The 23,766-nt window shown below is 64.2% G+C and carries 19 protein-coding genes; 7 read left to right on the forward strand and 12 right to left on the reverse strand.

Annotation, left to right across the window (positions count from 1 at the left end):
- Nucleotides 1–199: 199 nt before the first annotated feature.
- From AB4Z10_RS15740 to AB4Z10_RS15770, 7 genes are all read left to right on the forward strand, one after another.
- Nucleotides 200–631, forward strand: a complete 432-nt coding sequence (locus AB4Z10_RS15740; protein ID WP_441471305.1) for a hypothetical protein — start codon at nt 200–202, stop codon at nt 629–631.
- Nucleotides 632–1,181: 550 nt separating this feature from the next.
- Nucleotides 1,182–2,585: an AAA family ATPase gene (locus AB4Z10_RS15745; RefSeq protein ID WP_441471306.1), complete on the forward strand. Its 1,404-nt coding sequence runs from the start codon at nt 1,182–1,184 to the stop codon at nt 2,583–2,585.
- Nucleotides 2,582–2,743 (forward strand): hypothetical protein, encoded by a 162-nt coding sequence (locus AB4Z10_RS15750; RefSeq protein WP_441471307.1) that lies wholly within the window; start codon nt 2,582–2,584, stop codon nt 2,741–2,743. Before AB4Z10_RS15745 ends, AB4Z10_RS15750 begins: the two co-directional genes overlap by 4 nt.
- A gap of 11 nt (nt 2,744–2,754) precedes the next feature.
- Nucleotides 2,755–3,891 carry a TniB family NTP-binding protein gene (locus tag AB4Z10_RS15755; RefSeq protein ID WP_441471308.1) on the forward strand — a complete coding sequence of 379 codons (1,137 nt, stop codon included), beginning with the start codon at nt 2,755–2,757 and terminating at the stop codon, nt 3,889–3,891.
- A complete protein-coding gene (locus tag AB4Z10_RS15760; RefSeq protein WP_441471309.1) occupies nt 3,888–5,777 on the forward strand; it encodes a TniQ family protein in 1,890 nt (629 codons plus the stop codon). Before AB4Z10_RS15755 ends, AB4Z10_RS15760 begins: the two co-directional genes overlap by 4 nt.
- Nucleotides 5,778–5,798: 21 nt before the next feature.
- Nucleotides 5,799–8,735, forward strand: coding sequence for a TniQ family protein (locus AB4Z10_RS15765; RefSeq protein ID WP_441471310.1), 2,937 nt, complete (start codon nt 5,799–5,801; stop codon nt 8,733–8,735).
- A 28-nt stretch (nt 8,736–8,763) separates the two neighbouring features.
- Nucleotides 8,764–8,979, forward strand: a complete 216-nt coding sequence (locus tag AB4Z10_RS15770) for a type II toxin-antitoxin system Phd/YefM family antitoxin (protein ID WP_441471311.1) — start codon at nt 8,764–8,766, stop codon at nt 8,977–8,979.
- A gap of 60 nt (nt 8,980–9,039) precedes the next feature.
- Here AB4Z10_RS15770 and AB4Z10_RS15775 read toward each other — a convergent pair whose 3' ends face one another.
- The 12 genes from AB4Z10_RS15775 to mutM all read right to left on the reverse strand — a co-directional run bounded on the left by AB4Z10_RS15775 (nt 9,040) and on the right by mutM (nt 23,731).
- Nucleotides 9,040–9,231, reverse strand: a complete 192-nt coding sequence (locus AB4Z10_RS15775; RefSeq protein ID WP_441471312.1) for a hypothetical protein — start codon at nt 9,229–9,231, stop codon at nt 9,040–9,042.
- Between the two features lie 439 nt (nt 9,232–9,670).
- Nucleotides 9,671–12,109 (reverse strand): DNA topoisomerase (ATP-hydrolyzing) subunit B, encoded by a 2,439-nt coding sequence (gene gyrB, locus AB4Z10_RS15780; RefSeq protein ID WP_441471313.1) that lies wholly within the window; start codon nt 12,107–12,109, stop codon nt 9,671–9,673.
- 272 nt (nt 12,110–12,381) lie between these two features.
- Nucleotides 12,382–14,220 carry a DNA helicase RecQ gene (gene recQ / locus AB4Z10_RS15785; RefSeq protein ID WP_441471314.1) on the reverse strand — a complete coding sequence of 613 codons (1,839 nt, stop codon included), beginning with the start codon at nt 14,218–14,220 and terminating at the stop codon, nt 12,382–12,384.
- A 59-nt stretch (nt 14,221–14,279) separates the two neighbouring features.
- Nucleotides 14,280–14,633 (reverse strand): hypothetical protein, encoded by a 354-nt coding sequence (locus AB4Z10_RS15790; RefSeq protein WP_441471315.1) that lies wholly within the window; start codon nt 14,631–14,633, stop codon nt 14,280–14,282.
- Between the two features lie 6 nt (nt 14,634–14,639).
- Nucleotides 14,640–15,254 carry a LysE family translocator gene (locus tag AB4Z10_RS15795; protein WP_441471316.1) on the reverse strand — a complete coding sequence of 205 codons (615 nt, stop codon included), beginning with the start codon at nt 15,252–15,254 and terminating at the stop codon, nt 14,640–14,642.
- Nucleotides 15,255–15,329: 75 nt separating this feature from the next.
- Nucleotides 15,330–16,457, reverse strand: coding sequence for a DNA replication/repair protein RecF (gene recF / locus AB4Z10_RS15800; protein WP_441471317.1), 1,128 nt, complete (start codon nt 16,455–16,457; stop codon nt 15,330–15,332).
- Between the two features lie 121 nt (nt 16,458–16,578).
- On the reverse strand, nt 16,579–17,694 hold the full coding sequence (gene dnaN / locus AB4Z10_RS15805) for a DNA polymerase III subunit beta (protein WP_441471318.1): 1,116 nt from the start codon (nt 17,692–17,694) through the stop codon (nt 16,579–16,581).
- A gap of 156 nt (nt 17,695–17,850) precedes the next feature.
- Entirely contained in the window at nt 17,851–19,371 is a 1,521-nt protein-coding gene (gene dnaA, locus AB4Z10_RS15810) for a chromosomal replication initiator protein DnaA (protein ID WP_441471319.1), read from the reverse strand.
- Between the two features lie 781 nt (nt 19,372–20,152).
- Nucleotides 20,153–20,419 (reverse strand): 30S ribosomal protein S20, encoded by a 267-nt coding sequence (gene rpsT, locus AB4Z10_RS15815; RefSeq protein WP_149131629.1) that lies wholly within the window; start codon nt 20,417–20,419, stop codon nt 20,153–20,155.
- 179 nt (nt 20,420–20,598) lie between these two features.
- Nucleotides 20,599–21,600: a threo-3-hydroxy-L-aspartate ammonia-lyase gene (locus AB4Z10_RS15820; protein WP_441471320.1), complete on the reverse strand. Its 1,002-nt coding sequence runs from the start codon at nt 21,598–21,600 to the stop codon at nt 20,599–20,601.
- A 269-nt stretch (nt 21,601–21,869) separates the two neighbouring features.
- A complete protein-coding gene (locus AB4Z10_RS15825; RefSeq protein WP_441471321.1) occupies nt 21,870–22,643 on the reverse strand; it encodes an enoyl-CoA hydratase in 774 nt (257 codons plus the stop codon).
- A 197-nt stretch (nt 22,644–22,840) separates the two neighbouring features.
- Entirely contained in the window at nt 22,841–23,731 is an 891-nt protein-coding gene (mutM, locus tag AB4Z10_RS15830; RefSeq protein WP_441471322.1) for a bifunctional DNA-formamidopyrimidine glycosylase/DNA-(apurinic or apyrimidinic site) lyase, read from the reverse strand.
- Nucleotides 23,732–23,766: the final 35 nt, after the last annotated feature.

A 23,766-nucleotide genomic window follows, 5' to 3' on the forward strand; every position in this document is an offset into this window, starting at 1 on the left:
CGCCTCAACGAACGCTGAGAACGGCTGTTGATGATGTAGCCGGGGCTCGAAGGACTGATATTGCAATCCTGGGATCGATAGAAGAATCTTGCCCAGTGCCAAGGATCAGCCGGGCTGAAGTTGGCGAAGTGGCGGTTGCCCGCAGGTGTTGATGTCTAATCCGATAGCATCAAAGGGCGTTCAGAAACGGGCTCGCCGCATGGCTCCGCCCGCGCAGAATCTTGATCAGGATCTTTGTGCCAACGATTGGAATTACAGCAGCGGTATCAGAATCTTTCATTTTGGCGATGGGCAGCCGCCGCCATTGACCGCGACCGGCTTTCTCCCAATGCCCCAGGAACGCCAACTTGCAGGCTGCGTATGCCAAGCGGCACGAGCCCTCCTGGATGTCACTCAAGCTTGGCTTTGGCAGAATGCAAAAGTATCGCGTAAGACCATAAATGACTTTGAAAACGGGTACGCTCGTCCCAAGGCGGCTCTCAATTTGAGACTGAGGCGAGCGCTGGAGCGCGCGGGTGCGCAGTTCGTCTACGGAGAGAACGTTGTCGGTGTGATCGTCTACAAAGCGAAGCCGGGCTCGGGCGCGCCATCCGATCAGCCGGCAAAAAGCGGCGCCGTTAACCATAATTGAGTCAATTTGTAGCGAATTTTTTATATCCCAGATATATTAGTTAACGTTCAGCCTGGGCAATGGCGACCCGAGTTGATCGCGACCAGCGGCAGAGAGTGCCGAGGATCGTAGGCGGCCTCCCATATGCTGGCCGGTTTCGCGCCTCTTCCAATTAGATGCAGAACTGCCCGTGCGCCCTCCTGTGGAGCTTGGCGCCTATCGTTGTCGTCATTCATGGAGCCGCAAATGGCAATCCAGAGACACTTCGGCTTGGCCTATCGAGGATCATACATGTCAGCCGCCGGCATATGCGGCATGGCAGACGTCCATACGAGGGCACGCCCTATGGCAGAGCGCTCGCACATGTGCCCTTTCGGAGATGATCCGGCCTCCGCCTTGCTGGACGAGGAATTCGACGACCTCTCCTGCGAGCCTGGCGTTCTCCTGCAGCTAGCGAATCAGGCCTGAATACCTTCTGCCGCGATACTCGAACCGCCCCGACCAGCACGACGCCGACTCCTATCCTTGATGGCGCTCCGTCGCGATGTCGTCCGATTCCTTGGGAGCTTTCATGCCGCAGAGAAAGCCGATCTTCGGCGCGAAGAAACTCGCCCAGATGCCGCCCGACCTGCTGGCGCGCGCCTATCTCGATATCCTCGCACGGGAGGCAGGAGCGAAGACCAAGCCGATGCTCCCTGGAGCGTACTCAGACGCCGCGCTGGAGCGTCTGATCGACGACCTCAAGGGCTACGCAGGAGATACGGCCAGCGCCCGTCTCCGGCCGGATCTGGCAGCTGTCGCGATCTTGATGGCTCGGGCGATTGAAGCAGAGCCGGGTCTCGCAGGTCAGCTCCGTCGTGACGCTCCTGTCGTCGTTATGACGATACACAGCCCCAACCTGGCCGAGACCGCAAAGGAAGTCGCGCAGGAATGCGTGCTCCCCCAGCACTCACGCGTCTTGGACGTTGAGAGCTCGACTCTCGTGAGTCCTCAGACGCGCGGGATCCTGATTGTTCGCGATGGCTCCGCCAAGCCAGATCGTCGCGATAAGGGGAGTCGCGAGGTCGCCTCAGCGCTGCAGTATCGAATTCCCATCATGGGGATCGCGCCCGACCCTTCGAGGCATTTGCCCCAAGCACTGACCCGCACAGCCGTGTTCAAGCTGACGCTGCCCTCACTCGATCAGGCGGGCGTTGCCCTAGTCGTCGAAGCAGTGACCGGCCTAGCGCCGACGCGCGTTATGGATGCGGACCTCGTTCGCATGCTGGAGATCGATGATCTCCCACTTGCGTTCAGGTTCGGCCTGCAGGGAAACGAATGCCTCGCCGCAATCGAAGATGTGGTGAGGAAGCGCGGCGATTATCTCTTCGAAGGCCCGTCGCTTGAAGAGCTCACCGGCTATGGCGCAGCCAAGGATTGGGGGCTTCAGCTGGCCGACGACCTGACCGAGTACCGTGCTGGCCGCCTGAGCTGGGTTGACGTCGATCACAAGGGTCTGTTGCTTTCGGGCCCTCCCGGAACGGGAAAGACGCAGTTCGCGCGAGCTCTGGCCAAGACAGCGAGGGTGCCACTCGTTTCCACCTCGGTCGCGGAATGGAACTCGGCATCATACCTTTCGGGCACCCTGCAGGCGATCCGGGACGCGTTCTCACGGGCTCGCCGGCAGGCTCCATGCATCCTGTTCATCGATGAGGTGGACGGAATCTCGGATCGCGCGAAGCTTGGCGGGGACTACATCGAATATTGGACCCAGATCGTGAACCTGCTTCTGGAGCAGCTGGCCGCGATCGAAGAGCGAGCTGGGGTCGTTGTCGTAGCCGCGACCAACCACCCGGACCGCATTGACGCGGCGGTAAAGCGTGCCGGCCGACTTGATCGGGAAATCCAGATCGAGAAGCCGGACACGCACGAGCTGGTTGAGATATTCCGCTTCTATCTAGGCTCGCAGATTTTGAAGGATGCGGACCTCAAGTGATCCGTGAGGCCATAGCCTTGGCCGAAGAGCACCTCAGCTCCGCGGGAAAGCTGCCGCCTCCCGCAGCGGCGCTGATCAACAGGGCCGCCGACGAGGCACTGCCAGAAGAAGCCAAGGACTACGACGACCTCTCGCACTTCGAGATGTCCGACGACTGAGGGAAACTCCGATGAACGTTGCGGTCAAAATCAACCCGGACGACGCCTATTCGAAGGCGCCGGACTTTGAGCAGCGAGCCAAAAAAAACGGCCGACACGCTCAAATAGCGGCGACGATGAAAAGCAGGCATCACTCCGCCGGACGCGAGAAAGCGGCGGAGTGGTTTCGGCGGATGCGTATGATCGAGGTCCCGACGGGGACTTGGGTGCAATCGCGCGATCTATTCGATCAGATCATCGCCGGCTTGGGCGAAGAGGAAGAGGGCAAGGCGTTCGCAGTCGATGGTCCCACGGGTGCGGGCAAGACGCACATTCTGCGGCGCCTCAGCCGTCACAAATGTCTTGAGATTATCGAAACTGAGGAGGGGCCTTTGCGGCCTCTGCTCAAGGTGGAGATTCCGGCTGCCTGCGACCTACGCAAGCTCGGCGTGCGTGTGCTTCGCCGCATGGGTGTTGGGGTGGCGCTGGCTGAGGAAACTGGTGACGGTGAGTCCAAAATCACCAAGGGAATCCGGCTCGACGCCGAAGATATCTGGGACGTGATCCGTATTCAGCTCGCGGCTCAGGGCGTCATGGTCGTCATCATCGACGAGATCAACAACGTCTTCTCAAACCCCAAGAGCCATGAGCGCGCTCAGATCGCCATGAAGCTCAAAGAAATGCTGGTCGACAAAGAATGGCCGGTCTCCATCGTTCTGGCGGGGGTCAAGGCGGCGAAGTTTGTCGAGGAATACCCCGAGCTTCGTCGTAGGACGCCGATCATAGAGGTTCGACGCCTCGACAATAAGCGGCGAGACCATATGGCCCTGCTGCTGCAAAATTTCGAGAAAAGGCTGGGTTTCGAGCAAAAGCTCGATCTCCACCTCCATGATTACCCCGAGCGCATGATCCATGCGACGGATGGAGAAGTTGGCCGCGTTGCAGACCTCTTCAAGCTCGCCGGTGTCGGCCCTTGGATGGCAGGCCGCTCGATGACAAAGTCGGATCTTGCTGCTGCAGCGGAAGCAATCGGCCTCTGCGACATGAGAGCTAACCCATTCCGAGTTGCCGATCTGTCGAAGCTGAAAAAGAAGAAGAAGTCCCTCGAGGACTATGATCGCACGCTCCTGCGAGGCAACCAGCGCCCCTCGATCGAGGACGAAGTGTGAGGGCCGCCACTCTGCCGGTTCGCCCGATTCGACATTCGGGCGAACCAGCCTACGCTTACTGCGCGAGAATAGGCGCGACGAACGGCCTGAAGACGCTGACCGACTGTGGTCGTGTTTTTGGCTTCCGGTCGTTCGAGATCATCCAGGGCAAAGCCTTGGAGATCGTCGCTGAGCGTGCGGGCCAGGATATCGCTGCCTTGTCTTTCGATACGGCTAGAACGGCCCCCGAAAGCGTCGAGCTGCGCGGCGAACGACTGTTTCGAAAGCAGTGGACCATCGCTTCACAGTGCAAGGTTTGCCCATTGTGCATTCGTCAGGACCTGGCAACGCCTGAGCAATTCCGGCGCCGTTTCCCAAGGGCATGGCGGCGCACCCATTGGGACATCCGTGCCCTCGATGTGTGCCTGGAGCATTCGGCGCGTCTCATCGACGCCTGTGAAGCCTGTGGCGACAAGCTTTCCTACGAGAATGCTGCGGTCGGCCGATGCCCAGCTGGGCACGACATTGCGCAGTTCATTTGCGACGCTGTTCCTGAAGGCGAAACGATCGGCGCTCGATACATCCTCGGGCGGCTCGGCTTCGCGAACCGCATGGCCTCAGCATTCCTTGACGACCTGGAACTCGGTCGCGCGATTGCGACGATGGAGGCCATCGGTCGAGCTGCGATGGGAATAGAGCGATATGTCGAAGAGCCTTCGAGAGCTTCATCCGGCGCGATCATTTCTGCGGGCTTGAACGTCATTCAGGAACTGCCCGAGCAGTTGCCGGCGGTTCTAGACGGACTCGTCGGTATGTCTGCCCAGCGCCCTTGGCGGTGGGGCCTTCTGAAGGCTTACGGCGAATTTTACGAGTGGCTGATGGATGAACCGGCTTCCGCGATCACCGACGCATTGCGGGCTGGCGTCGTGGCTCACGCGCAGGATTCGGATCTGGTCACCTTCAAAGCCAACACCAGTATCGCTGGCGTTGTGATAGCGATTTCCAAGCACATCCCCATGGCTGAGGCCGCTGCGGAATGCGGCATGGGGGCAGAGCGCTTTCGGCGATTCTGCGAGGCGCAGGGCATCTTGCCGACCGCTAGGCTCCGACAGGGCGAAAGCGCAAAGATTTCCCGTGCCTTCGTAGATCAGCTCAAGGAAATGATTGCCGAGTGCTTCAACGCGACAGAGCTTGAAGTCGCTCTGGGTGTGTCGTCAGCTGCCGCCCGCGCGATCGCCGATGCTGGACTGGTCGATCCCATCGTGTCGGCCGAGCAGCGCCGCGAGCTCAGATTCAACGTCGCCCTGTTCTCGGTGCAGTCGGTCCGCAGGCTCCTCGACGACCTGGCTGCCAGGATCCAACTCGGCGGTGAGGATCTCACCCCGATCCCGAGGGCCGCTGCAACCTTGCGGTTCGCTACCAGCAAGGCCGTCCAGCTCGTGCTGTCTGGAAGACTAGCGATCAGGGGCTACGACGGCAGCGCGCCAGGCCTTCAGGCATTCTTGATTGACCGATGCGACCTCTTGAAAGCCATTGGCCAGCACCTATCCGACGAATTTGTGCCGATCTCGGTCGCTGCCGACCAAATCGGCATCAAGGGCGAAACCGCCAAGGCGTTGCGGGATCATAAGCTCCTCGACGCAACCCGTCATCGAAACAGTCTGCTGGTTCGGCGGGATGACTTGCAGAAGTTCGTCGACGACCACGTCACGTCGCAGGGTCTCGCCTCCAAGGGCGGCTTTGGCTCGGCCAGCGCGGCGACCAAGCAGCTCAGGAAGGTCGGTCTGACTCCCATTTTACCGGTCGAGCTAGCTCGGCAGGCAATCTATCGCCGATCTGATGCCGAAGCGGCTTTGGAACGGTGGCACGAACTCGAATCCGGCGCACTGCGCGCTACCGAACACTGACTGTCCGATGGGATTATCAGAATGAGGATCAACTACGTTACTGTTCGTCCCGCTCGTCAGGATGGAGAGCCGGCCTACGCCCATTTCACGCGGGTCGCCCAAGCCAACGGCGTGGAACGTGTCGCCACGCTGGCCGCGAGCGTCGATCTGGAATCTCATCGCCTTCACATGCGATCGTCTTTGGAGACGATTGCGAAGGTGGGCCGCTCGGACACGAGCCGCCTTGCTCATGACACCGCTACGGATGATCGAGACATCGTCACCCTGCGCGGTGAGACGCTTAGGCGTGGCACACAGTGGGCCTCCGCTAGCGTTCGTCGAGCGTGCCCAGCATGTTTCTCCGAAGACAAAAAGGTTGTTGAAGTCCATAAGCGTCGACTGCCGCGCGCATGGCATCGCACCTGGTGGGATGTAACGGCGGTGACCGCGTGTCCCGACCACCACTGCCGCCTAATCTCACGCTGCCCGCAATGCTCAGAGCCGTTCGACCCAGGCCGCGGTACAATTGATCGCTGCCCCAACGACCATGAGATCAGCCGATTCGAATGTGTTCCCGCCGACGCGCAGGAGGTTCGGGYATCTGCCTACGTGGTAGGACGGCTGGGAGGCAGACCGCGCATCAACGTTCCTGCACTGGACGACATGCCTTTGCACTGGGCGATCGAGACCATGGAGGTGCTGGGATACGCCGAAACCGAACGCAGCTTCGTCAAACAGCACGGCGATAGCCGCGGGGCATCCAGCCACGCGTGCGGCATCGGCTTATCTGTCGTCGAGGACTTAGGTATTGCCGCTCCCAAGCTCGTCGCTCGCCTGAGGGAGGGAGCTCATAACGTTCGAGGGACGGGAAAGGAAAAGGCATATGGCGGCTTCGACAAATGGGCGTTCGGGCTTCCCGATGGCGCTCTCAAGGACCACCTGAAAAAGACGATCGAGCGGGACATGGCGTCCGCCGGTGTCGGCAGAGCGATCCGCTTCGCGCCGGTCGACGGCTCGGGGATCAGTCTGTCAAAAGCTGCGCAGTCCATCGGCACCAGCGTCGAGTGGGTCCGACGGGTGGCGATCGAAAAAAGCTTCATTGAGCCGCGGAAGCGGTGGAAGGGAGCTCCGATTACGCTTTCTGAGCAAGCCGTCGAAATTATCCGCGAGCAGAAGGAAAAATGGCTCAACCTCGAGGAGACCGCGTCTCGTCTCGGCGTCGAGGTGACCAGCATGAAGCGATTGTTGGAGGCGGGCCACCTGGACGGCATCACATCGGACAATCCGAGGGTAGAGGGGAGCGCCGGGTTTGCGCAGTGGCGTATTTCGCCGGAGACCGTAGATGGCTTCATCGAGAAGCTGGCACGGACCCTCGTGCCGATTCAGAGTCCGTCTTTGTCGTTAATCGAGGCAAGCTTCGGCGCGTCCAAGAGTCTGTCTTCTGTGGTGGGTCTGATCCTTCGGGGTCATCTTTCTGTCTGCGCCCTCGACGAAGCAGCCAATGGCCTTGCCCGGCTGAAGGTCCGCATCGTCGACATAAAAACGGCGCTGCAGAAGGATCGTGGAGATATGCGAACCTTCCTCGAGGCCAGCGCGGAGATCGGCCTTACGCCGGCGGCGGCGAAGGAGGTTCGCGACGCGGGCTACCTACCTTTCGCGAAAACCGGGCGTCGATATGCCGTGTCGAAGCAGGAAATCGACAAGTTCAACGACCTCTACACGACCTCCAGCAAGCTCGCAGAGACCTTCGGGTTGCCAGGCTGGCAATCAGCCGATCAGCTGCTCAGAACGATAGGTATCAAACCTGTCGGTGGTCGGGATTTCGATAAGCGATACATCTACAACCGCTCGGAATCCGAGGAAGCGATCCGAGGTTGGTCCGGGTCTGAGACGAAGGCTGAGTCGTATTCCGCCGGCGGATGGCTGACGGCCAAACACGCACTCAACAAGCTGCAGCTCCCCTACGGCTTTGGAATGGAGCTGATAGCGTCCGGCATTCTGCCCAGTGAGGACAACAGCCGCGGGCGGCGTCTCAACGAGGAAGCTGTCAACGAATTCAAGTCGCGTTACATCACCACCCTGGAGGCGGGAGAGCTGCTCGGGTGCAGCGCGCAGAAGGCAATTCAGGCGCTTCGCGAGGAAAAGGTCGTCGCCGCGCCGCCGGACTATTCGAGTTATCTCTACGACCGAATATCCGCGTTGGCGGTTATAGAACGCCTAAACTCCGTCGTGATTGAGGAGGCGCCACGTTTCCAGTTCGATCCTAATGAACACCTCACCGCCTCGCAGATCACCGAGCTCGTGGGCATCAACCGCGACACAATCACCTTCCTAGAAAAGAAGGGCATCCTCACCTCGAAGCGGGACGGCCTTCAGTATTATTTCTCGGCGAGCCAGCTTGTGGCCTTCCGTGAGCGGTACCTCTCTGGAAAGGACTTGGTTGGGGCGCTCGAAGCCAATACGAAAGACCCGGGGATGAACCCGGTTTGGTTTTCTAAGCGTCTCGGGCTGAAGCCGGCCTTCGGGCCTCCGGATATCAAGGCCTACGTTTTCGATCGCGCCCAGTTGGTCGCAGCGGTCCGGCAGTTCGAATCCGAGCGGCAAGCGGAGGAGGAGAGGCAGGCGAAGATCGCGGAAATTCCTGTTCTCTTAAGCCGGGAAGCGTCAGCCAGGCTCAGAATCGTTTCCAAGATGATGGCCAACTTGGTCCGCGCTGGCATCCTCCACGGGGAGAAACGCGGCCTTTCCGTCGTCTTCACCCTCGAGGAGGTCGAGCGGTTCGAGAAAACCTACATCCTCGCTACCGAAGCCTCGGAGTACATCGGCAAAAAAGGCTCGATGACAGCGGTTGCCGCCCTGCAGCGGCTGGGTGTGGCTCCGATCGCTCCGTACTCGGAGCTGGGGGGCTATATCTACAATCGCGAGCAGGCTCTGGGTGCATTGGACGGCCTCACCCAAAAGCGATGGTCCGCGGCCTGAGATCCGCTATGGCCAAGTTGGAAGGGCTATGCTCGTGCCCCAGTTCTCGGTCCGTGAAGCACAAATCCAACTGTCCGAACTGAATTCAAAGGCGCTGGCGGGTGAAGACGTGGTCATCACTCGCCGCAGCGTGACGGTGGTGCGTGGAGCACCCATGGCGCCACGGGGCCAACGACGCTTTGGTGCGCTCAAGGGCAAGATCGCCATCGACGAGCAGTTCCAGGAACCGCTGCCCGAGCATTAGCGCGGTAGTTGGGACCTCGCCAGAAACTCCCAGGATCGCATCGAGGCTGACTATACCGGCTCAGTCACGGCGCCATTTTTTGACGCGCTTCTGCTTACGCATCAGCGCTCTTAGCTCGTCGACTCGTTGTTTGCTGGCATCGACAAGCTGGGCCTGATTGCGTTCACCTTCTTGGGTGAGTGCAACCGATACGAGCCTTCCTGCGCGAAGCTTCAGCTTGTCGTCCAGCGGTGGAGAACTGCGGTCGGTCAACTACACCTACCAATCTAGCGAAATATGCCGACCAGCCGATTAGCGCGGCGATGTGTCAGGTCAATCAAAAGTCCGCTTTACTAGGCGGCCCAGCCCAAGAATTCCGCTCCATGCAGGCGGGGTCGGAAAATGCGTCAATGAACGACTGATCTTCGCTCGCAAGAACGGACTTTGTGACAGCGAGGGACTGGCGACGAGCGTCGGCCTTGAACCGCGACGTTCGAATGCTCGCGCCCGGAACTAGGTCAGGAAGCGGAGCATCCGAATGCCGTCTAACGACTCCCACTGCTGAGGATTTCGCCTCTGTGCCGGATGCCATCGCAACCTCCCAGTAGTCCGCCGGCCTCACCACGTCATGAGTCGATCTAATACGACAATTGAGTCCGACTACCCGGCCTAGGAGTCAACCTTTAGGGTGCCCCTACATTCGGAGCCGGAATTAGATATCGACCGTCGCGTTGAGCGCGTTCGTCTGGATGAACTCGCGCCGCGGCTCGACGACGTCGCCCATCAGCTTGACGAAGAGATCGTCGGCCTCGTCGTTCTGGTCGTTCTTGACGCGCAGGAGGGTCCGGACGTCGCGGTCGAGCGTCGTCTCCCAGAGCTGGTCGGGGTTCATCTCGCCCAACCCTTTGTAGCGCTGTAGCGCAACGCCCTTCTTGCCGATGGTCGAGACCGCGTCGAACAGGTCGGTCGGGCCGTTGATCGTGAAGGAATCGCCCTTGCGGCCGAGCACCGCCGGCTTGGAATAGGCCTCCTGCAGGGAAACCGCCGCCGCATCGAGTTTCCGGGCCTCGGCGCTGGCGAGCAGGCCGGCGTCGATCGTCGCCGCCTGCTTCACGCCGCGGACCATGCGGGAGAAGATGAAGCCGCCCTCGCTGACCTTGCCTTCCCAGCCGCGCTCCAGCTCGTCCGAGATCGCATCGAGCCGTTGCGCGACACGGGCCGCCGCCTCGTTCGCCTGGGCCTCGTTGTCCTCGCCGATCGGATGCAGAACGCCGGCGATCGCCATCTGCTCGACGACGCGCCGGTCATAGCGCGAATGCAGCTGCGACAGCGCGTTGCGGACGTTGCGGGCCTCCTCGATCAGGACCCGCAGATCGGCGCCGCCGCGCTCGACGCCCTCGCTGGTGCGGAAGGTCGCCCCGTCCAGCGTCGAGTCGATCAGGTACTGTTCCAGCGCCCGCTCATCCTTGAGATAGACATGGCTCTTGCCGCGCGCCGCCTTGTAGAGCGGCGGTTGGGCGATGAAGAGATGGCCGGCATCTATCAGCTCCGGCATCTGCCGGTAGAAGAAGGTCAGCAGCAGCGTGCGGATATGGGCGCCGTCGACGTCGGCGTCGGTCATGATGATGATCTTGTGGTAGCGCAGCTTCGCCAGGTTGAAGCCGCCCTGATCGGCCTCGGCCCGGCCGATGCCGGCGCCGAGCGCCGTGATCAGCGTGCCGACCTGGTCGGAGGAGAGCATCTTGTCGAAGCGCGCCCGCTCGACGTTCAGGATCTTGCCGCGCAGCGGCAGCACGGCCTGGTATTCGCGGGCGCGGCCCTGCTTGGCCGAGCCGCCGGCCGAGTCGCCCTCGACGATGAAGAGTTCGGACTTGGCCGGATCGCGCTCCTGGCAATCAGCCAGTTTGCCGGGGAGCGAGGCGATATCGAGCGCGCCTTTGCGGCGGGTGAGGTCGCGCGCCTTGCGGGCGGCCTCGCGCGCGGCAGCGGCTTCCGCCACCTTGCCGACGATGGTCTTGGCCTCGTTCGGATGCTCCTCCAGCCACTCGGACAGCGCCTGGTTGACGACGTTCTCGACAACCGGACGGACTTCCGAGGAGACCAGCTTGTCCTTGGTCTGCGAGGAGAACTTCGGATCGGGCACCTTGACCGAGACGATCGCGGTCAGGCCCTCGCGGCAGTCGTCGCCGGTGAGCGAGACCTTCTCCTTCTTCGAGATGCCCGAGCTTTCGGCGTAGCCAGTGATCTGGCGGGTCAGCGCGGCGCGGAAGCCGGCGAGGTGCGTGCCGCCGTCGCGCTGCGGGATGTTGTTGGTGAAGCAGAGCACGTTCTCGTGGTAGCTGTCGTTCCACCACAACGCGACGTCGACGGTGATGCCGTCCTTCTCCGAGGTCAGCATGATCGGCTTCTCGATCACCGGGGTCTTGGCGCGGTCGAGATAGCGCACGAAGGCCTCGACGCCGCCATCGTACATCAGCTCTTCGCGGATGACCTCGGCATGGCGGGCATCGGTGAGGACGATGCGCACGCCCGAGTTCAGGAAGGCGAGCTCCCGCAGCCGGTGCTCCAGCGTCTTGTAGTCGAACTCCACCATGGTGAAGGTTTCCTGCGACGGCAGGAAGGTGACCTCGGTGCCGCGCCGGTCACCCTGCGGGCCGACCACAGCGAGCGGGGCAACCGCGTCGCCATGGCGGAATTCCATGAAATGCTCGTGCCCGCCGCGCCAGATGCGCAACTTGAGCGAAACCGAGAGCGCGTTGACGACGGAGACGCCGACGCCGTGCAGGCCGCCCGAGACCTTGTAGGAATTCTGGTCGAACTTACCGCCGGCGTGGAGCTGGGTCATGATGACCTCGGCCGCCGAGATGCCTTCCTCGCTGTGGATATCGGTGGGGATCCCGCGGCCGTTGTCGCTGACCGTGACCGATCCGTCGGCGTTCAGCGTCACCGTGACGAGGTCGGCATGGCCTGCCAGCGCCTCGTCGATCGCGTTGTCGACGACCTCGTAGACCATGTGATGCAGGCCGGAGCCGTCGTCGGTGTCGCCGATATACATGCCCGGCCGCTTGCGGACGGCATCCAGACCCTTGAGAACCTTGATGGAATCGGCGCCGTAATCATCGGGCTGGGCGCTGAGCGCAGCGTCGGTCATGAAGTCGTCCTTGCACGGGCGAGCGAGCGCCCGCGATGATCCTGATTCGAAACGACAATATAGGGGCAGACGATGGCTTTTTCACGCGCATAGGCGCGCGTGTGCGAGTCGGCGCGTTGATGCCGGTGTCTTCGGCGTCGGAACAGAGCGTCATGCTCGGGCTTGACCCGAGCATCTCATGCCGATGGAGGCTCCGGCGTTACCGCATGCCGGAGATTCTCGGGTCTACGCTTCGCTCCGCCCGAGAATGACGGCTGCCCAGGCCGGAGCGCCTACCCCGGAAACTCCGCGATCGCCTCGACAAAGGCCTCGCCATACTGCGTGAGCTTGCGCTCACCGACGCCTTCGATCGCGCGCATCTCGTCGAGGCCGAGCGGACGCTCGCGCGCCATCGCGATCAGGGTGCGGTCGGTGAAGATGATGTAGGCCGCGACACCCTCTTCCCGGGCGAGTTGCAGCCTGAGCTTGCGCAGGTGCTCGAACAGGGCGGCCGTGCCTTCGTCCAGGCCGTCGGCGCGTGCCGCCTCGCGTTCGCCGCGGCGGGAACGCCGCTCGGCGAAGGGGTCGGCCCTGAGCGCGATCGCCTCGCGACCGAACAGGATGTCCTCACCCTTCGGCGTGAGGCGGAAACCGCCATGTTCGGCGCTGGCTTCGGCCAGAGCCCCGGCGGCGAAAAGCTTGCGCGTCAGCCCCATCCAGGCCGCCTTGGGCCTGTCGGCACCGACGCCGAAGGTCTTCAGCCCGTCATGGTTCTGGCGACGGATCGCCTCGGTGGTCGTCCCCGTGAGGATATCGGCGAGATGGCCGGCACCGAAGCGCTCGCCGGAACGGATCACCGCCGAGAGCAGCTTGCGCGCGTCGAGCGTGGCGTCCTGCAGGGCCGGGGCTTCAGCGCTACAGAGATCGCAGCGGAACGGCGCGCTGCCATGCCGGCACGGTGGCGTCTCCTCGCCGAAATAGGCGAGGAGCGCGCTGCGCCGGCACAGGGCGTTCTCGCAGAGATCGATCATCGCATTCAGGCGCTTGTGCTCGATGCGCTTGCGCTCGTCGTCGACGGGCTTCTCGTCGATCTGGCGCCGTCTCAAGGACATGTCGTCGACGCCGTAGAGGGTCAGCGTATCCGCGGGCAGCCCGTCGCGCCCCGCGCGGCCGATCTCCTGGTAATAGCCCTCGATCGAGCCGGGCATATCGGCATGGACGACGAAGCGCACATCCGGCTTGTTGATGCCCATGCCGAAGGCGATGGTGGCGCAGACGACCACCCCGTCCTCCTGCAGGAAGATGTCCTGGTTGCGGTTGCGTTCCGCCTGCTCCAGCCCGGCGTGATAGGCGAGCGCATTCCAGCCCTTTTCCCGCAGCCCTTCGGCAAGCCTTTCGGTCTTGCTCCGGGAAGAGCAATAGATGATGCCCGAGCCGTTGCGGTGGCGGCGCAGGAAATCGTCGATCTGCCGGCGCGGCTGCTCCTTCGGTGCGAAGGCGAGCTTCAGATTCGGCCGGTCGAAGGAATGCACCACCATCTGCGGCGGCTGCCGGAAGAGCTGACTCGCGATATCGGCCTGGGTCTGCCGATCGGCGGTGGCGGTCAGCGCCGTCACCGGCACGCCGCCCAGCGCCTCGCGCGTTTTGGCGAGAAGCCGGTATTCCGGGCGGAAGTCGTGGCCCCATTGCGAGACGCAATGCGCCTCGTCGATGGCGAGCCGCGTCACCCCAAGACGCTTCAGGCGGCCGACCAATCCTTCGCCGGCCAATCGCTCCGGCGAGACGAAGAGCAGCCTCAGATCGCCGGCATTGAGCCTGTCCCAGGCCTGAGCCGCCTCCTCCTCGCTGTTCATCGAGTTCAGCGAGGCCGCGGAAACGCCGGCCCGGACGAGCTGTCCGACCTGGTCGCGCATCAGCGCGATCAATGGCGAAACGACGAGGGTGAGGCCGCCCGTGACCAGCGCCGGGAGCTGGTAGCACATCGACTTGCCCGAGCCGGTCGGCATCACCGCGAAGACGTCGCGTCCGGTGAGCGCGGCTTCGATCACCTCCCACTGGCCGGGGCGGAAGTCGTCATAGCCCCACACCGATTTCAGGATCGCGCGGGCTTCTGATTCGCGGGATGGCGACATGGGAAGGGGTGTGCCGCAGCCGGGCGCGCTTGGCCAGCCTTTCGCGGGATATCCTGTGCCTAGACCCGTCCGGCCAGCAGATGAACCACCGTGGTCAGCGCGAAAATCGCGGTGATCAGTTTCGAGGGCCAGGGCTTGAGATCGAACCAGATGAATTGCAGCATGAGCGGCAGGCCCCAGAAGGCAGCGCCCGCAAGTGGCAGCGCGGGATGGACGTTTCCTTGCCCGGCCAGCCAGATCAAGGTCGCGCCATAGGCGAGGAAGACGAAGATCAGCATCGCGTTGAGCGTCTGCGTGATCGCGGTGTTCAGACTGCCGGAGGGGACGAGCCGCTCCGGCCAGCCGAACAGGCGCCGGAACGCGGCGTGGAACAGCGCGAAGCCGAGATCGATGAGGCCCGCCGCCAGAACCAAGGCCGCTCAGCTCCGCGCGGCGATCGCGGCAGCCGCGCCCGCCATCACGCCGCCGGTCGTCCGGTTGATCCAGCGCATGGCGCGCGGGCTGGCGACAAGGCGACGCGCCCGGTCGGCCGCATAGGCATAGGCCAGCAAGGTTCCGCTGATGATCGGCGCGATCAGGGCCATGACTTCCAGATAGGCGAGCGGGGTCAGCGCGTTGAGATCGATGACGAGCGGCAGGATGGACAGGAAGAACACCATCACCTTCGGATTGCCGAGCGTCAGTGCCAGGCCCCCGAGGAACAGGCGGGCACCCTCTCCGCGCGCGGCGGCGGAAGGCTTCGGCGCTTCGGCGGGCGCCGTCCAGGCCTTGTAGGCGAGATAGAGCAGATAGGCGCAGCCGGCATATTTGATCGCGACGAAGACGCCGTGGAAGCTCTGCATGAGGACGCTGAGACCCAGCGCCGAGAGCGTGAACCAGACGAGGTCACCTGCGACGATGCCGGCGAGGAAGGGTAGCGATCGCCGAAAGCCGGTGGAGAGGGAGCGTGCGACCAGAGCCGCGATCGCCGGCCCGGGCGAGGCGACGGCGAGGAAATAGACGCCGGCGAACAGGGCGAGGCTGGCGACTTCCATTGGGAGGCTCCGATTTTTCGCGATGCTAGCAGCAACGCGCCGGTTCCGTCCCATCGCAAGACGTGGTCCGACCGATCAATCGATCGGATCGGCCCGGCCAGGCGTGATCGCGAAACGCTGCGCGCCGCCCGGCAGATCGCCGAACAAGGCGGCATCGGCGCCGGTCATCCAAACCTGACAGCCGAGATCGGTGAGGCCCTCGTAAAGCGCCGCGCGCCGGCGCGGGTCGAGATGGGCGGCGATCTCGTCGAGCAGGACGAGCGGGGCGATGCCGCTCATCGCCGCGACCAGCCTTGCATGGGCCAGCACGAGTCCGATCAGCAGCGCTTTCTGCTCGCCGGTGGAGCCCTGGCCGGCCGGGATGTCCTTCGGCCCGTGCCGGACCTCCAGATCCGAAGCCTGGGGGCCGGCGAGCGTCCGCCCGGCGGCGCGGTCTCGGTTGCGGCCCTGGCGCAGCAGGTCGCGATAGGTGTCCTCCGCATCCACGGCCGGCAGGCGCGCGACGAGTTCGTCGATCTCGCCCGAAAGCGCGATATCGGCATCGGGGAAGGGCGAGGCTTCATCGCGCGTGTCTGCGATGATCGCGGACAGCCGCGCCACCGTCTCGGCACGCGCGGCAGCGACCGCGACGCCGAGCTCGGCGACCTCACGCTCGACCGCGTCGAGCCACTGCGTCTGTCCCGGGCTTTCCTCGAGGATGCGGTTGCGCGAGCGCAGCGCCCGCTCCAGCGCATTCGAGCGCGTGGCGTGGCCCGGGTCGATCGCCAGCACCAGCCGGTCGAGGAAGCGGCGGCGGTCGCCGGCGGCGCCCCGGAACAGCCCGTCGAGATCGGGCGTGAGCCAGACCACGCGCAGATAGTCGCTGAAGGCGAGGGCCGAACCGACCGCGGCGCCATCGATGCGGGCGAGCCGCGGACGGCGGCCCTCAGGGTCGAGGGGACCGAGGCCGATGCCGAGCCGGCCCGCCTCGTCGGCGAGCGTCACCGAGGCGGCGAAGGAGCCGTCGCCGCCCTGCCGCGCCATGACCGAAAGCTCGGTGCGGCGTAAGCCTCGTCCCGGTGTGAACAGCGAGAGCGCTTCGAGGATATTGGTCTTGCCGGCTCCGTTCTCGCCGATCAGCGCAACGATTTGACCCTCGACCGGGAGATCGAGGGCCTCGTAGGAACGGAAATCCTGGAGGATCAGGCGCGCGACGGCGGCCATGGCCGCGCCCGATCACGCCGCGTTCGGACGCGAGCGTCCGAACGCGGACGAGAGCGATCGGCTCGCAATGCTCGCGCATTGCTCTAGCGCAAAACCGGTGTCCACTTTTTCGCGCAATACTTCACACGCGCATCGGCATCAGCACATAGAGGGCGGAGGCCCCTTCGCGATCCTGGATCACGGTCGGCGAACCCGGGTCGGCGAGCTTGAGCACGGCGGTGTCGCCATCGAGCTGCGCCGCGATGTCCATCAGGTAGCGGGCGTTGAAGCCGATATCGAGCGGGCTCGCCTCGTAATCGACCTCGATCTCCTCGGTCGCGGAGCCCGAATCCGGATTGGTCACGGAGAGCGTCATGCGCCCGTCGGCCATCGACAGCTTCACGGCGCGGCCGCGCTCCGACGAGATCGTCGAGACGCGATCGACGGAAGCGGCGAAATCGCCCTTGTCGACGGTGAGAAGCTTGTCGTTGCCGGCGGGAATGACGCGCTGATAGTCGGGGAAGGTGCCGTCGATCAGCTTGGAGGTCAGCACGACATTGGCGGTGGCGACGCGGATCTTCGAGCCGGAAAGCTCGACCGCGACCTCGCTCTCGCCATCCTCCAGCAGCTTCTGGATCTCGGCGACGGCCTTGCGCGGCACGATGACGCCGGGCATGCCGACCGAGCCCTGCGGGGCTGCGGTGTCGACGCGGGCGAGCCGGTGCCCGTCGGTCGCGACCGCGCGCAGCACGGGGCGGCCCTCGACATCGATGGTGTGGAGATAGATGCCGTTGAGATAGTAGCGCGTCTCCTCGGTCGAGATCGCGAACTGGGTCTTGTCGATCAGGCGCTTCAACTCACCGGCCGGCAGCACGAAGCGATGCGCCATCTCGCCGGCGGTGATGTCCGGGAAGTCGCTCTCCGGAAGCGTCTGGAGCTGGAAGCGCGAGCGGCCCGAGCGCAGCACGAGGCCGCTGTCGCCGGTCGTCTCGAGCGAAACCTGCGCGCCGTCGGGCAGCTTGCGGACGATGTCGTAGAGGGTGTGGGCGGGAACGGTCGTGGCGCCGGGCTCGGCCGCGTCAGCCGGAATCGTCTCCACCACCTCGATGTCGAGATCGGTCGCCTTGAGCCGCAGGCCGTTCTCGGAGGCGCTGAGCAGCAGGTTCGACAGGATCGGGATCGTATTGCGGCGCTCCACCACCCGATGAACGTGGCCTAGCGACTTGAGCAGCGTGGAACGTTCGACCGTGACCTTCATGATTGTCTAGTCTTCTGACGCTTGCTGCCCTCGCACGGATGCAAGGGCCGAATGAATGGCCAGCGACATTGCAGGACGGCAGCGACGCGCGCAAGGGCCGCGCGCGCCGGGAACCACAACCATTTGGCAGAGCAGGTGCGAGCGATCGCGCCGGGCTCACTCCTGCAGCATGCGCTTCAGGAGATCGACCTCGTCATGCAGCGAGCGGTCCTCGCTGATCGCCTTCTCGATCTTGCGCACCGCGTGCAGCACGGTGGTGTGATCGCGCCCGCCGAAACGGCGGCCGATCTCGGGCAGCGAGCGCGGCGTCAGCGCCTTCGACAGATACATCGCGATCTGGCGCGGCTTCACCACCGCCGCGGTGCGGCGCTCCGAAAGGATATCCGCGCGGCTGACATTGTAGCGTGTCGCGACGAGCTTCTGGATGTCCTCGATCTTGACGCGGCGCGGCTCGCGCGTCCGCACGAGGTCGCGGATCGCGGACTCGGCCGTCTCCAGCGTCACGAGCTGGCCCGACAGCGTCGCATGAGCGAGCAGCCGGTTGGCCGCGCCGTCGAGGTCACGGCCATTGGTCGCGACGACGCGGGCGACATAGGCGACGACGTCCGGGCCGACCTGGAAGTTCGGATGGGCGCCCTGCAGCGCGTCCATGCGGGTCGCCAGGATCTTGACGCGCAGCGCCTCGTCGAGCTCGCCGACCTCGACGACGAGGCCGCCGCCGAGCCGGGAGCGGATGCGCTCGTCGAGCGCCTCCAGCTCGCCGGCGAGCCGGTCGCCGGCGACGACGATCTGCTTGCCGGCGTCGAGCAGCGCGTTGATCGTGTGGCCGAACTCCTGCTGGATCGACTTGCCCTGGATGAACTGCACGTCGTCGACGATGAGCAGATCGATGCCGCGCAGCTTCTCCTTGAAGGCGAGAGCGGTCTGCGACTTCAGCGCCGCGACGAAGCCGTACATGAAGCGGTCGGCGGTGAAATAGGCGACGCGCTTGCCCTGGCGGCGCGCTTCCTGAGCGACTGCCTGCAGCAGATGCGTCTTGCCGAGGCCGACGCCGGCATGGAGATACAGCGGGTTATAGGGGCTCTGGCCCGCCGGCGCTCCGGCGATGCGCTCCGCCGCCGCGAAGGCGAGCTGGTTCGACTTGCCGACAACGAAGCTCTGGAAGCTCATGCGCTTGTCGAGCGCCGTGCCGCAGGCGTCGACCAGATCGGATTCGCAAGGCTGGGCGCCGCCTGCGACAGCCGGCCGGGCGGCTTCAGTCGCGACGGGGGCGGGCGTCGCGGCAGGCCGGGCGCGCAGGGCGGCCTCGACGCGCGGTGCAACCGTGGTTTCGCGCGAGACGGTGCGGACCGAGAGCAGCACGCCGGCCGGTGCCGGCAGCTCCGCCATGCAGTTCACCCGCAGGCGCTCGGCATAATGCGCCTCGAGCCAGCTCTTCAGGAAGCGGGTCGGGACCGTGAGATAGGCCACGCCCTCGACAATGCCGGCGAGCTCGAGCCGGCCGAACCAGCTGGAGAAGACGTCTTCGCCAAGTTCGGCGCGCAGGCGCCTGCGGACGCGCTCCCAGGCCTCCTGGACCGAAACCTCTTCCAGCTGAACCCCAGCGGTGTCCTCAGCCGCGATCACCACCACAGACGCTGTATCGACCGTATCACCGAGTTCCTGTCGCTCGAACATCAATGGCCCCAATCTTTAAAATGCACGCGCCTTCGGAACGGCGGCCGCAGGGCGGCCGCGTTCTTGGCACTGTTGTCCGGGTTAAAAAAGGATCCCGTCCTGTCGGGCGCTTTGTCGCCCGCAGGTTCCGATCCATGCTTTGTCGATTACGCTTGGAAGGCTCGTCGAGGGACGATGCCGCCCTTTATCTCAACACTAAAAGACAAAGGAGCTACATCCTCCAACCTCCGTGGTCGCGAGCCAAAACGCTTATCATCTCTGGAAAGCGCCTGGCGGTCATTGCTGTCCGCCGGGCGATGAAGGGACCTTACAAGGCGCTCTCGACGGGCTGCAACATCCCTTTCAGCCGGCTTCGAAGACTTGGCCTGCGAGGTGGCCCCGCCAAAGCGAGGCTGCGCCCTGCAATTGGTTGGGGAACTTAAGATTTTCTTGATGCCCGGCCCCCCTGCGCGCCGCGAATCTTTTTTTCACGGCTTTCGAAAAGGCTGCCGCAGAGTCGCCGTGATTCCGCTCGCCAAAATCCTTTGCCCACTAAGATGATGATAATGCAGGTCTTTTTGTGAGCGACGGAGTCAGCTGCGAGGGTCGGTTTTTCGCCCTGAAGCGCGCTTCAGAGTCAAGTCTGCAAACCCGTGGAAAGCCTGCGGAAATGCCTTGCGGGCAGGCTTTTTTTGTTCCGTTGGAGCCTGTGGCCGAGTCGCCACAGGAGGGGCCTTAGCCAACGAAAAAGCCCGGCCGCGAGGCCGGGCTTTTCGCCGTCGAAACGGACGGATCTTCAGGCTCAGGAAGCCAGCGCGCCGATGCGGTGAGCGAGGCGGGAAACCTTGCGCGAGGCGGTGTTCTTGTGAACCACGCCCTTCTGCGCAGCGCGCATGATCTCGGGCTGGGCGGCCTTCAGGGCCTCGGCCGCGGCAGACTTGTCGCCAGAGGCGATCGCCTCCTCGACCTTGCGCAGGAAGGTGCGCATCCGCGAGCGGCGAGTCTTGTTGACCTCGGTGCGCCGCGCGATCTTGCGCGTAGCCTTCTTGGCCGACGTCGTATTGGCCATCGAAACGTCCTCGTCTTCATCGCGGTCAGGCGCCTGGCATTATTGCCGGCGGGTCTGGCCGCACCCTTGGTGGAAAAACGTGAGCGGCGGCCGAGCATGCGCGGGCCGCCGCGAGTGGTGGGGCTATAATCGCTTGCGACCCCGCCGTCAACGCCGGAATCGATTTCGCGCCGCTATCCTCACGCGGACGGGGCGATGAAGCGGGCGAAGCTCGCCAGATCGACGTTGCCGCCGCTGATGATGACGCCGACGCGCTGGCCCTCGACCGGTATCTTGCCGGTCAGCGCCGCCGCTGCGGCGAGACAGCCGGTCGGCTCGACCACGAGCTTCATCCGCTCGGCGAAGAAGCGCATGGTCTCGATGAGCTCGGCGTCGCCGACGGTGACTATGTCCTCGACCAGCGCCTGGATGATCGGGAAGGTGAGATCGCCCAGGAATGCGGTCTGCGCGCCGTCGGCGATGGTCTTCGGCACACCGATCTTGACGATCTTGCCGGAGCGCAGCGACTGCTGGCCGTCATTGCCGGCCTCGGGCTCGACGCCGAAGATGCGGCAATTGGGATTGAGCGCCTTGGCCGCCAGGGCTGCCCCGGCGAGAAGCCCGCCGCCGCCGAGTGGCACGATCAGGATGTCGAACGGGCCGGCATCCTCGATCAGCTCCTTGGTCGCCGTGCCCTGGCCGGCGATGACATCGGCATGGTCATAAGGCGGGATCAGCGTCAGCCCGCGCTCGGTGGCGATGCGGTTGCCGATCTCCAGCCGGTCCTGGGTGTAGCGGTCGTAGCGGACGACCTCGCCGCCATAGCCCTGCGTCGCCTCGACCTTAGCCTTCGGCGCGTCTTCCGGCATGATGATGGTGGTCGGGACGCCCAGCAACTTGCCTGCATAGGCGATGGCCTGGGCGTGGTTGCCTGAGGAGAAGGTGAGCACGCCCGCCTTCTTCTGCTCGGGGGAGAGCGCGGAAATGGCGTTGTAGCCGCCGCGGAACTTGAAGGCGCCCATGCGCTGCAGGTTCTCCGGCTTGAAGACGAGGCTCGCCCCGGTGCGCCGATTGGCCGTCGCCGAGCTCATCGCGGGCGTATGATGCGCGACACCTTTCAGGCGCTCGGCGGCGCGCTCGACATCGGCATAGGTCGGAAGCGTCAGACCCTCGGGGGCGGCGATGCGGGCTGTGGCGTTCATGGTCTTCGTCCTGCTGATGATGGCGCATCGTGTCAGCAGGGCGGGGCCGGGTTCAAGTCAAAGATCGACGTCCCGGCCATGCGCGGGAGTGATCGGTCGCATCGCCGCAAGCCTTCCGCCTTGTCCGAGCCCTCATCCCGAGGCGCCATTTCATCGGAAATGGCGCCTCGGGATGTCTCATATGGTTCCGGAAGGCGCGACGAGCATGCTTCGAGACGCCGCTCACGCGGCTCCTCAGGATGAGGACCCGCGCGGTCGAGGCGCCGGCGTCAGGCGTTCTTGAAGTCCGGCTTGCGCTTCTCGGCGAAGGCGGACATGCCTTCCTGCTGGTCGGCGGTGGCGAAGAGCGAGGAGAAGACGCGGCGCTCGAAGCGCAGTCCTTCCTGAAGCGTCACCTCGAAGGCGCGATTGACCGATTCCTTCGCCATCAGCACGGACGGCAGCGACTTCGCCGCGATCGCCTCTGCCGCCTTCAGCGCCTCCGCCTGCAGATCGGCGAGCGGCACGATGCGGGCGACGAGGCCGGAGCGCTCTGCCTCCTGCGCGTCCATCATCCGGCCGGTGAGGATCAGGTCCATGGCCTTTGCCTTGCCGACTGCCTTGGTCAGGCGCTGCGTGCCGCCCGCACCCGGGATGACGCCGAGATTGATTTCGGGCTGGCCGAATTTCGCGTTGTCGGCTGCGATGATGAAGTCGCACATCATGGCGAGCTCGCAGCCGCCGCCGAGCGCGAAGCCTGCCACCGCGGCGATGATCGGCTTGCGGCGCTGGCCGATCCGGTCCCAATCCTCGAATTTGTCGTCGAGATAGGTGGCGGGGAAGGTGCGGCTCTGCATTTCCTTGATGTCGGCGCCGGCCGCAAAAGCCTTCTCCGAACCGGTGATGACGATGCAGCCGATGCCGGCGTCCTTCTCGAAGCCGTCGAGCGCTTGATTGATCTCGCCGATGAGCTGGCCGTTGAGGGCGTTCAGAGCCTGCGGCCGGTTGAGGGTGATCTGCCCGACCTTGCCCTTCGTCTCGACGAGAATGGTCTCATAAGCCATGGCGGCCTCCCCGATGATGCTGTCGGTGCAGCTTTAGCGGGCCGGGAAGGTTCAAGTCCATGCGCGTTGCGCGCATCCGCGCCTGGGACCAAAGGCACGTCATGCTCAGGCCTGACCCGAGCATCTCATGCAGGAGAGGCTCCGGTGTCACCTCCGTCTAGAGATTCTCGGGTCCAGCCCGAGAATGACGCGTGTCCCTACCGCCGTGGCTGGCAGCTCTCGCAATAGAAGGTCGAGCGGCCCGACTGGACCAGCCGCTTCACCAGCCCGCCGCAGCCCGGTGTGACGCAGACGTCGCCCTCGCGGTCGTAGACGCGGAAACGATGCTGGAAATAGCCGAGCGAGCCGTCGGCATGGGCGAAGTCGCGCAAGGTCGAGCCGCCGGCCGCGACCGCCTCCTCCAGCACCTCGCGGATGATGCGCGCCAGTTCATGCGCTGTCTGCCGTGGCCGGCCGGTCGGCGTCGCGATCGTGCCTGCCTCGGCTTCCGGATGTAGCCCGGCACGGAACAGCGCCTCGCAGACATAGATATTGCCGAGACCCGCCACGAGCCGCTGGTCGAGCAGTGCAGCCTTGAGCGGGGCGATCTTGCCCGTGAACAGCTTCGCCAGCGTCTCGCCGGAGAGTTCGTTGCCGAGCGGTTCGATGCCCATCCCGGCGAAATGCCTGGAGGCGGCGAGCTCGGCGCGCGGCACGAGGTCCATGAAGCCGAAGCGGCGCACGTCGTTATAGGTGACGCGCGCGCCCGACCCCATCTCGAACACGACATGGTCGTGGATCAGATGCCGGCCGATCTCATTATAGTAGGCGCCGGGCTCGGTCGGCGGTGTGCCGGGAGCCTCGACGATGAAGCGCCCGCTCATGCCCAGATGCATGATCAGGGCCTCGCCATCGTCGAGATCGGCGATCAGATATTTTGCCCGGCGCGACAGCGCCTCGATGCGTCGGCCGGTCAGCCGCTCGGAAAAGCCGTCAGGCAACGGAAAGCGCAGATCGGGCCGGCGCTGCTCGACGCGCGCGAAGCGTTCGCCCAGCATGGCGGGCTCCAGCCCGCGCCGGACGGTTTCGACCTCGGGTAGCTCGGGCATGGATCAAGACCTTCGTAAAGCCTGCGTCGAGACGG

Origin of the sequence: Allobosea sp. RAF48, assembly GCF_052114025.1 — a bacterium.
GTDB lineage: Bacteria > Pseudomonadota > Alphaproteobacteria > Rhizobiales > Beijerinckiaceae > Allobosea.

What these genes read in the sequence shown, in the direction of transcription:
- AB4Z10_RS15740 (WP_441471305.1), top strand. Translation starts at nt 200, where the DNA reads ATGGCTCCGCCCGCGCAGAATCTTGATCAGGATCTTTGTGCCAACGAT.
- AB4Z10_RS15745 (WP_441471306.1), top strand. Translation starts at nt 1,182, where the DNA reads ATGCCGCAGAGAAAGCCGATCTTCGGCGCGAAGAAACTCGCCCAGATG.
- AB4Z10_RS15755 (WP_441471308.1), top strand. Translation starts at nt 2,755, where the DNA reads ATGAACGTTGCGGTCAAAATCAACCCGGACGACGCCTATTCGAAGGCG.
- AB4Z10_RS15770 (WP_441471311.1), top strand. Translation starts at nt 8,764, where the DNA reads ATGCTCGTGCCCCAGTTCTCGGTCCGTGAAGCACAAATCCAACTGTCC.
- gyrB (WP_441471313.1), bottom strand. Translation starts at nt 12,109, where the DNA reads ATGACCGACGCTGCGCTCAGCGCCCAGCCCGATGATTACGGCGCCGAT.
- recQ (WP_441471314.1), bottom strand. Translation starts at nt 14,220, where the DNA reads ATGTCGCCATCCCGCGAATCAGAAGCCCGCGCGATCCTGAAATCGGTG.
- AB4Z10_RS15795 (WP_441471316.1), bottom strand. Translation starts at nt 15,254, where the DNA reads ATGGAAGTCGCCAGCCTCGCCCTGTTCGCCGGCGTCTATTTCCTCGCC.
- recF (WP_441471317.1), bottom strand. Translation starts at nt 16,457, where the DNA reads ATGGCCGCCGTCGCGCGCCTGATCCTCCAGGATTTCCGTTCCTACGAG.
- dnaN (WP_441471318.1), bottom strand. Translation starts at nt 17,694, where the DNA reads ATGAAGGTCACGGTCGAACGTTCCACGCTGCTCAAGTCGCTAGGCCAC.
- dnaA (WP_441471319.1), bottom strand. Translation starts at nt 19,371, where the DNA reads ATGTTCGAGCGACAGGAACTCGGTGATACGGTCGATACAGCGTCTGTG.
- rpsT (WP_149131629.1), bottom strand. Translation starts at nt 20,419, where the DNA reads ATGGCCAATACGACGTCGGCCAAGAAGGCTACGCGCAAGATCGCGCGG.
- AB4Z10_RS15820 (WP_441471320.1), bottom strand. Translation starts at nt 21,600, where the DNA reads ATGAACGCCACAGCCCGCATCGCCGCCCCCGAGGGTCTGACGCTTCCG.
- AB4Z10_RS15825 (WP_441471321.1), bottom strand. Translation starts at nt 22,643, where the DNA reads ATGGCTTATGAGACCATTCTCGTCGAGACGAAGGGCAAGGTCGGGCAG.
- mutM (WP_441471322.1), bottom strand. Translation starts at nt 23,731, where the DNA reads ATGCCCGAGCTACCCGAGGTCGAAACCGTCCGGCGCGGGCTGGAGCCC.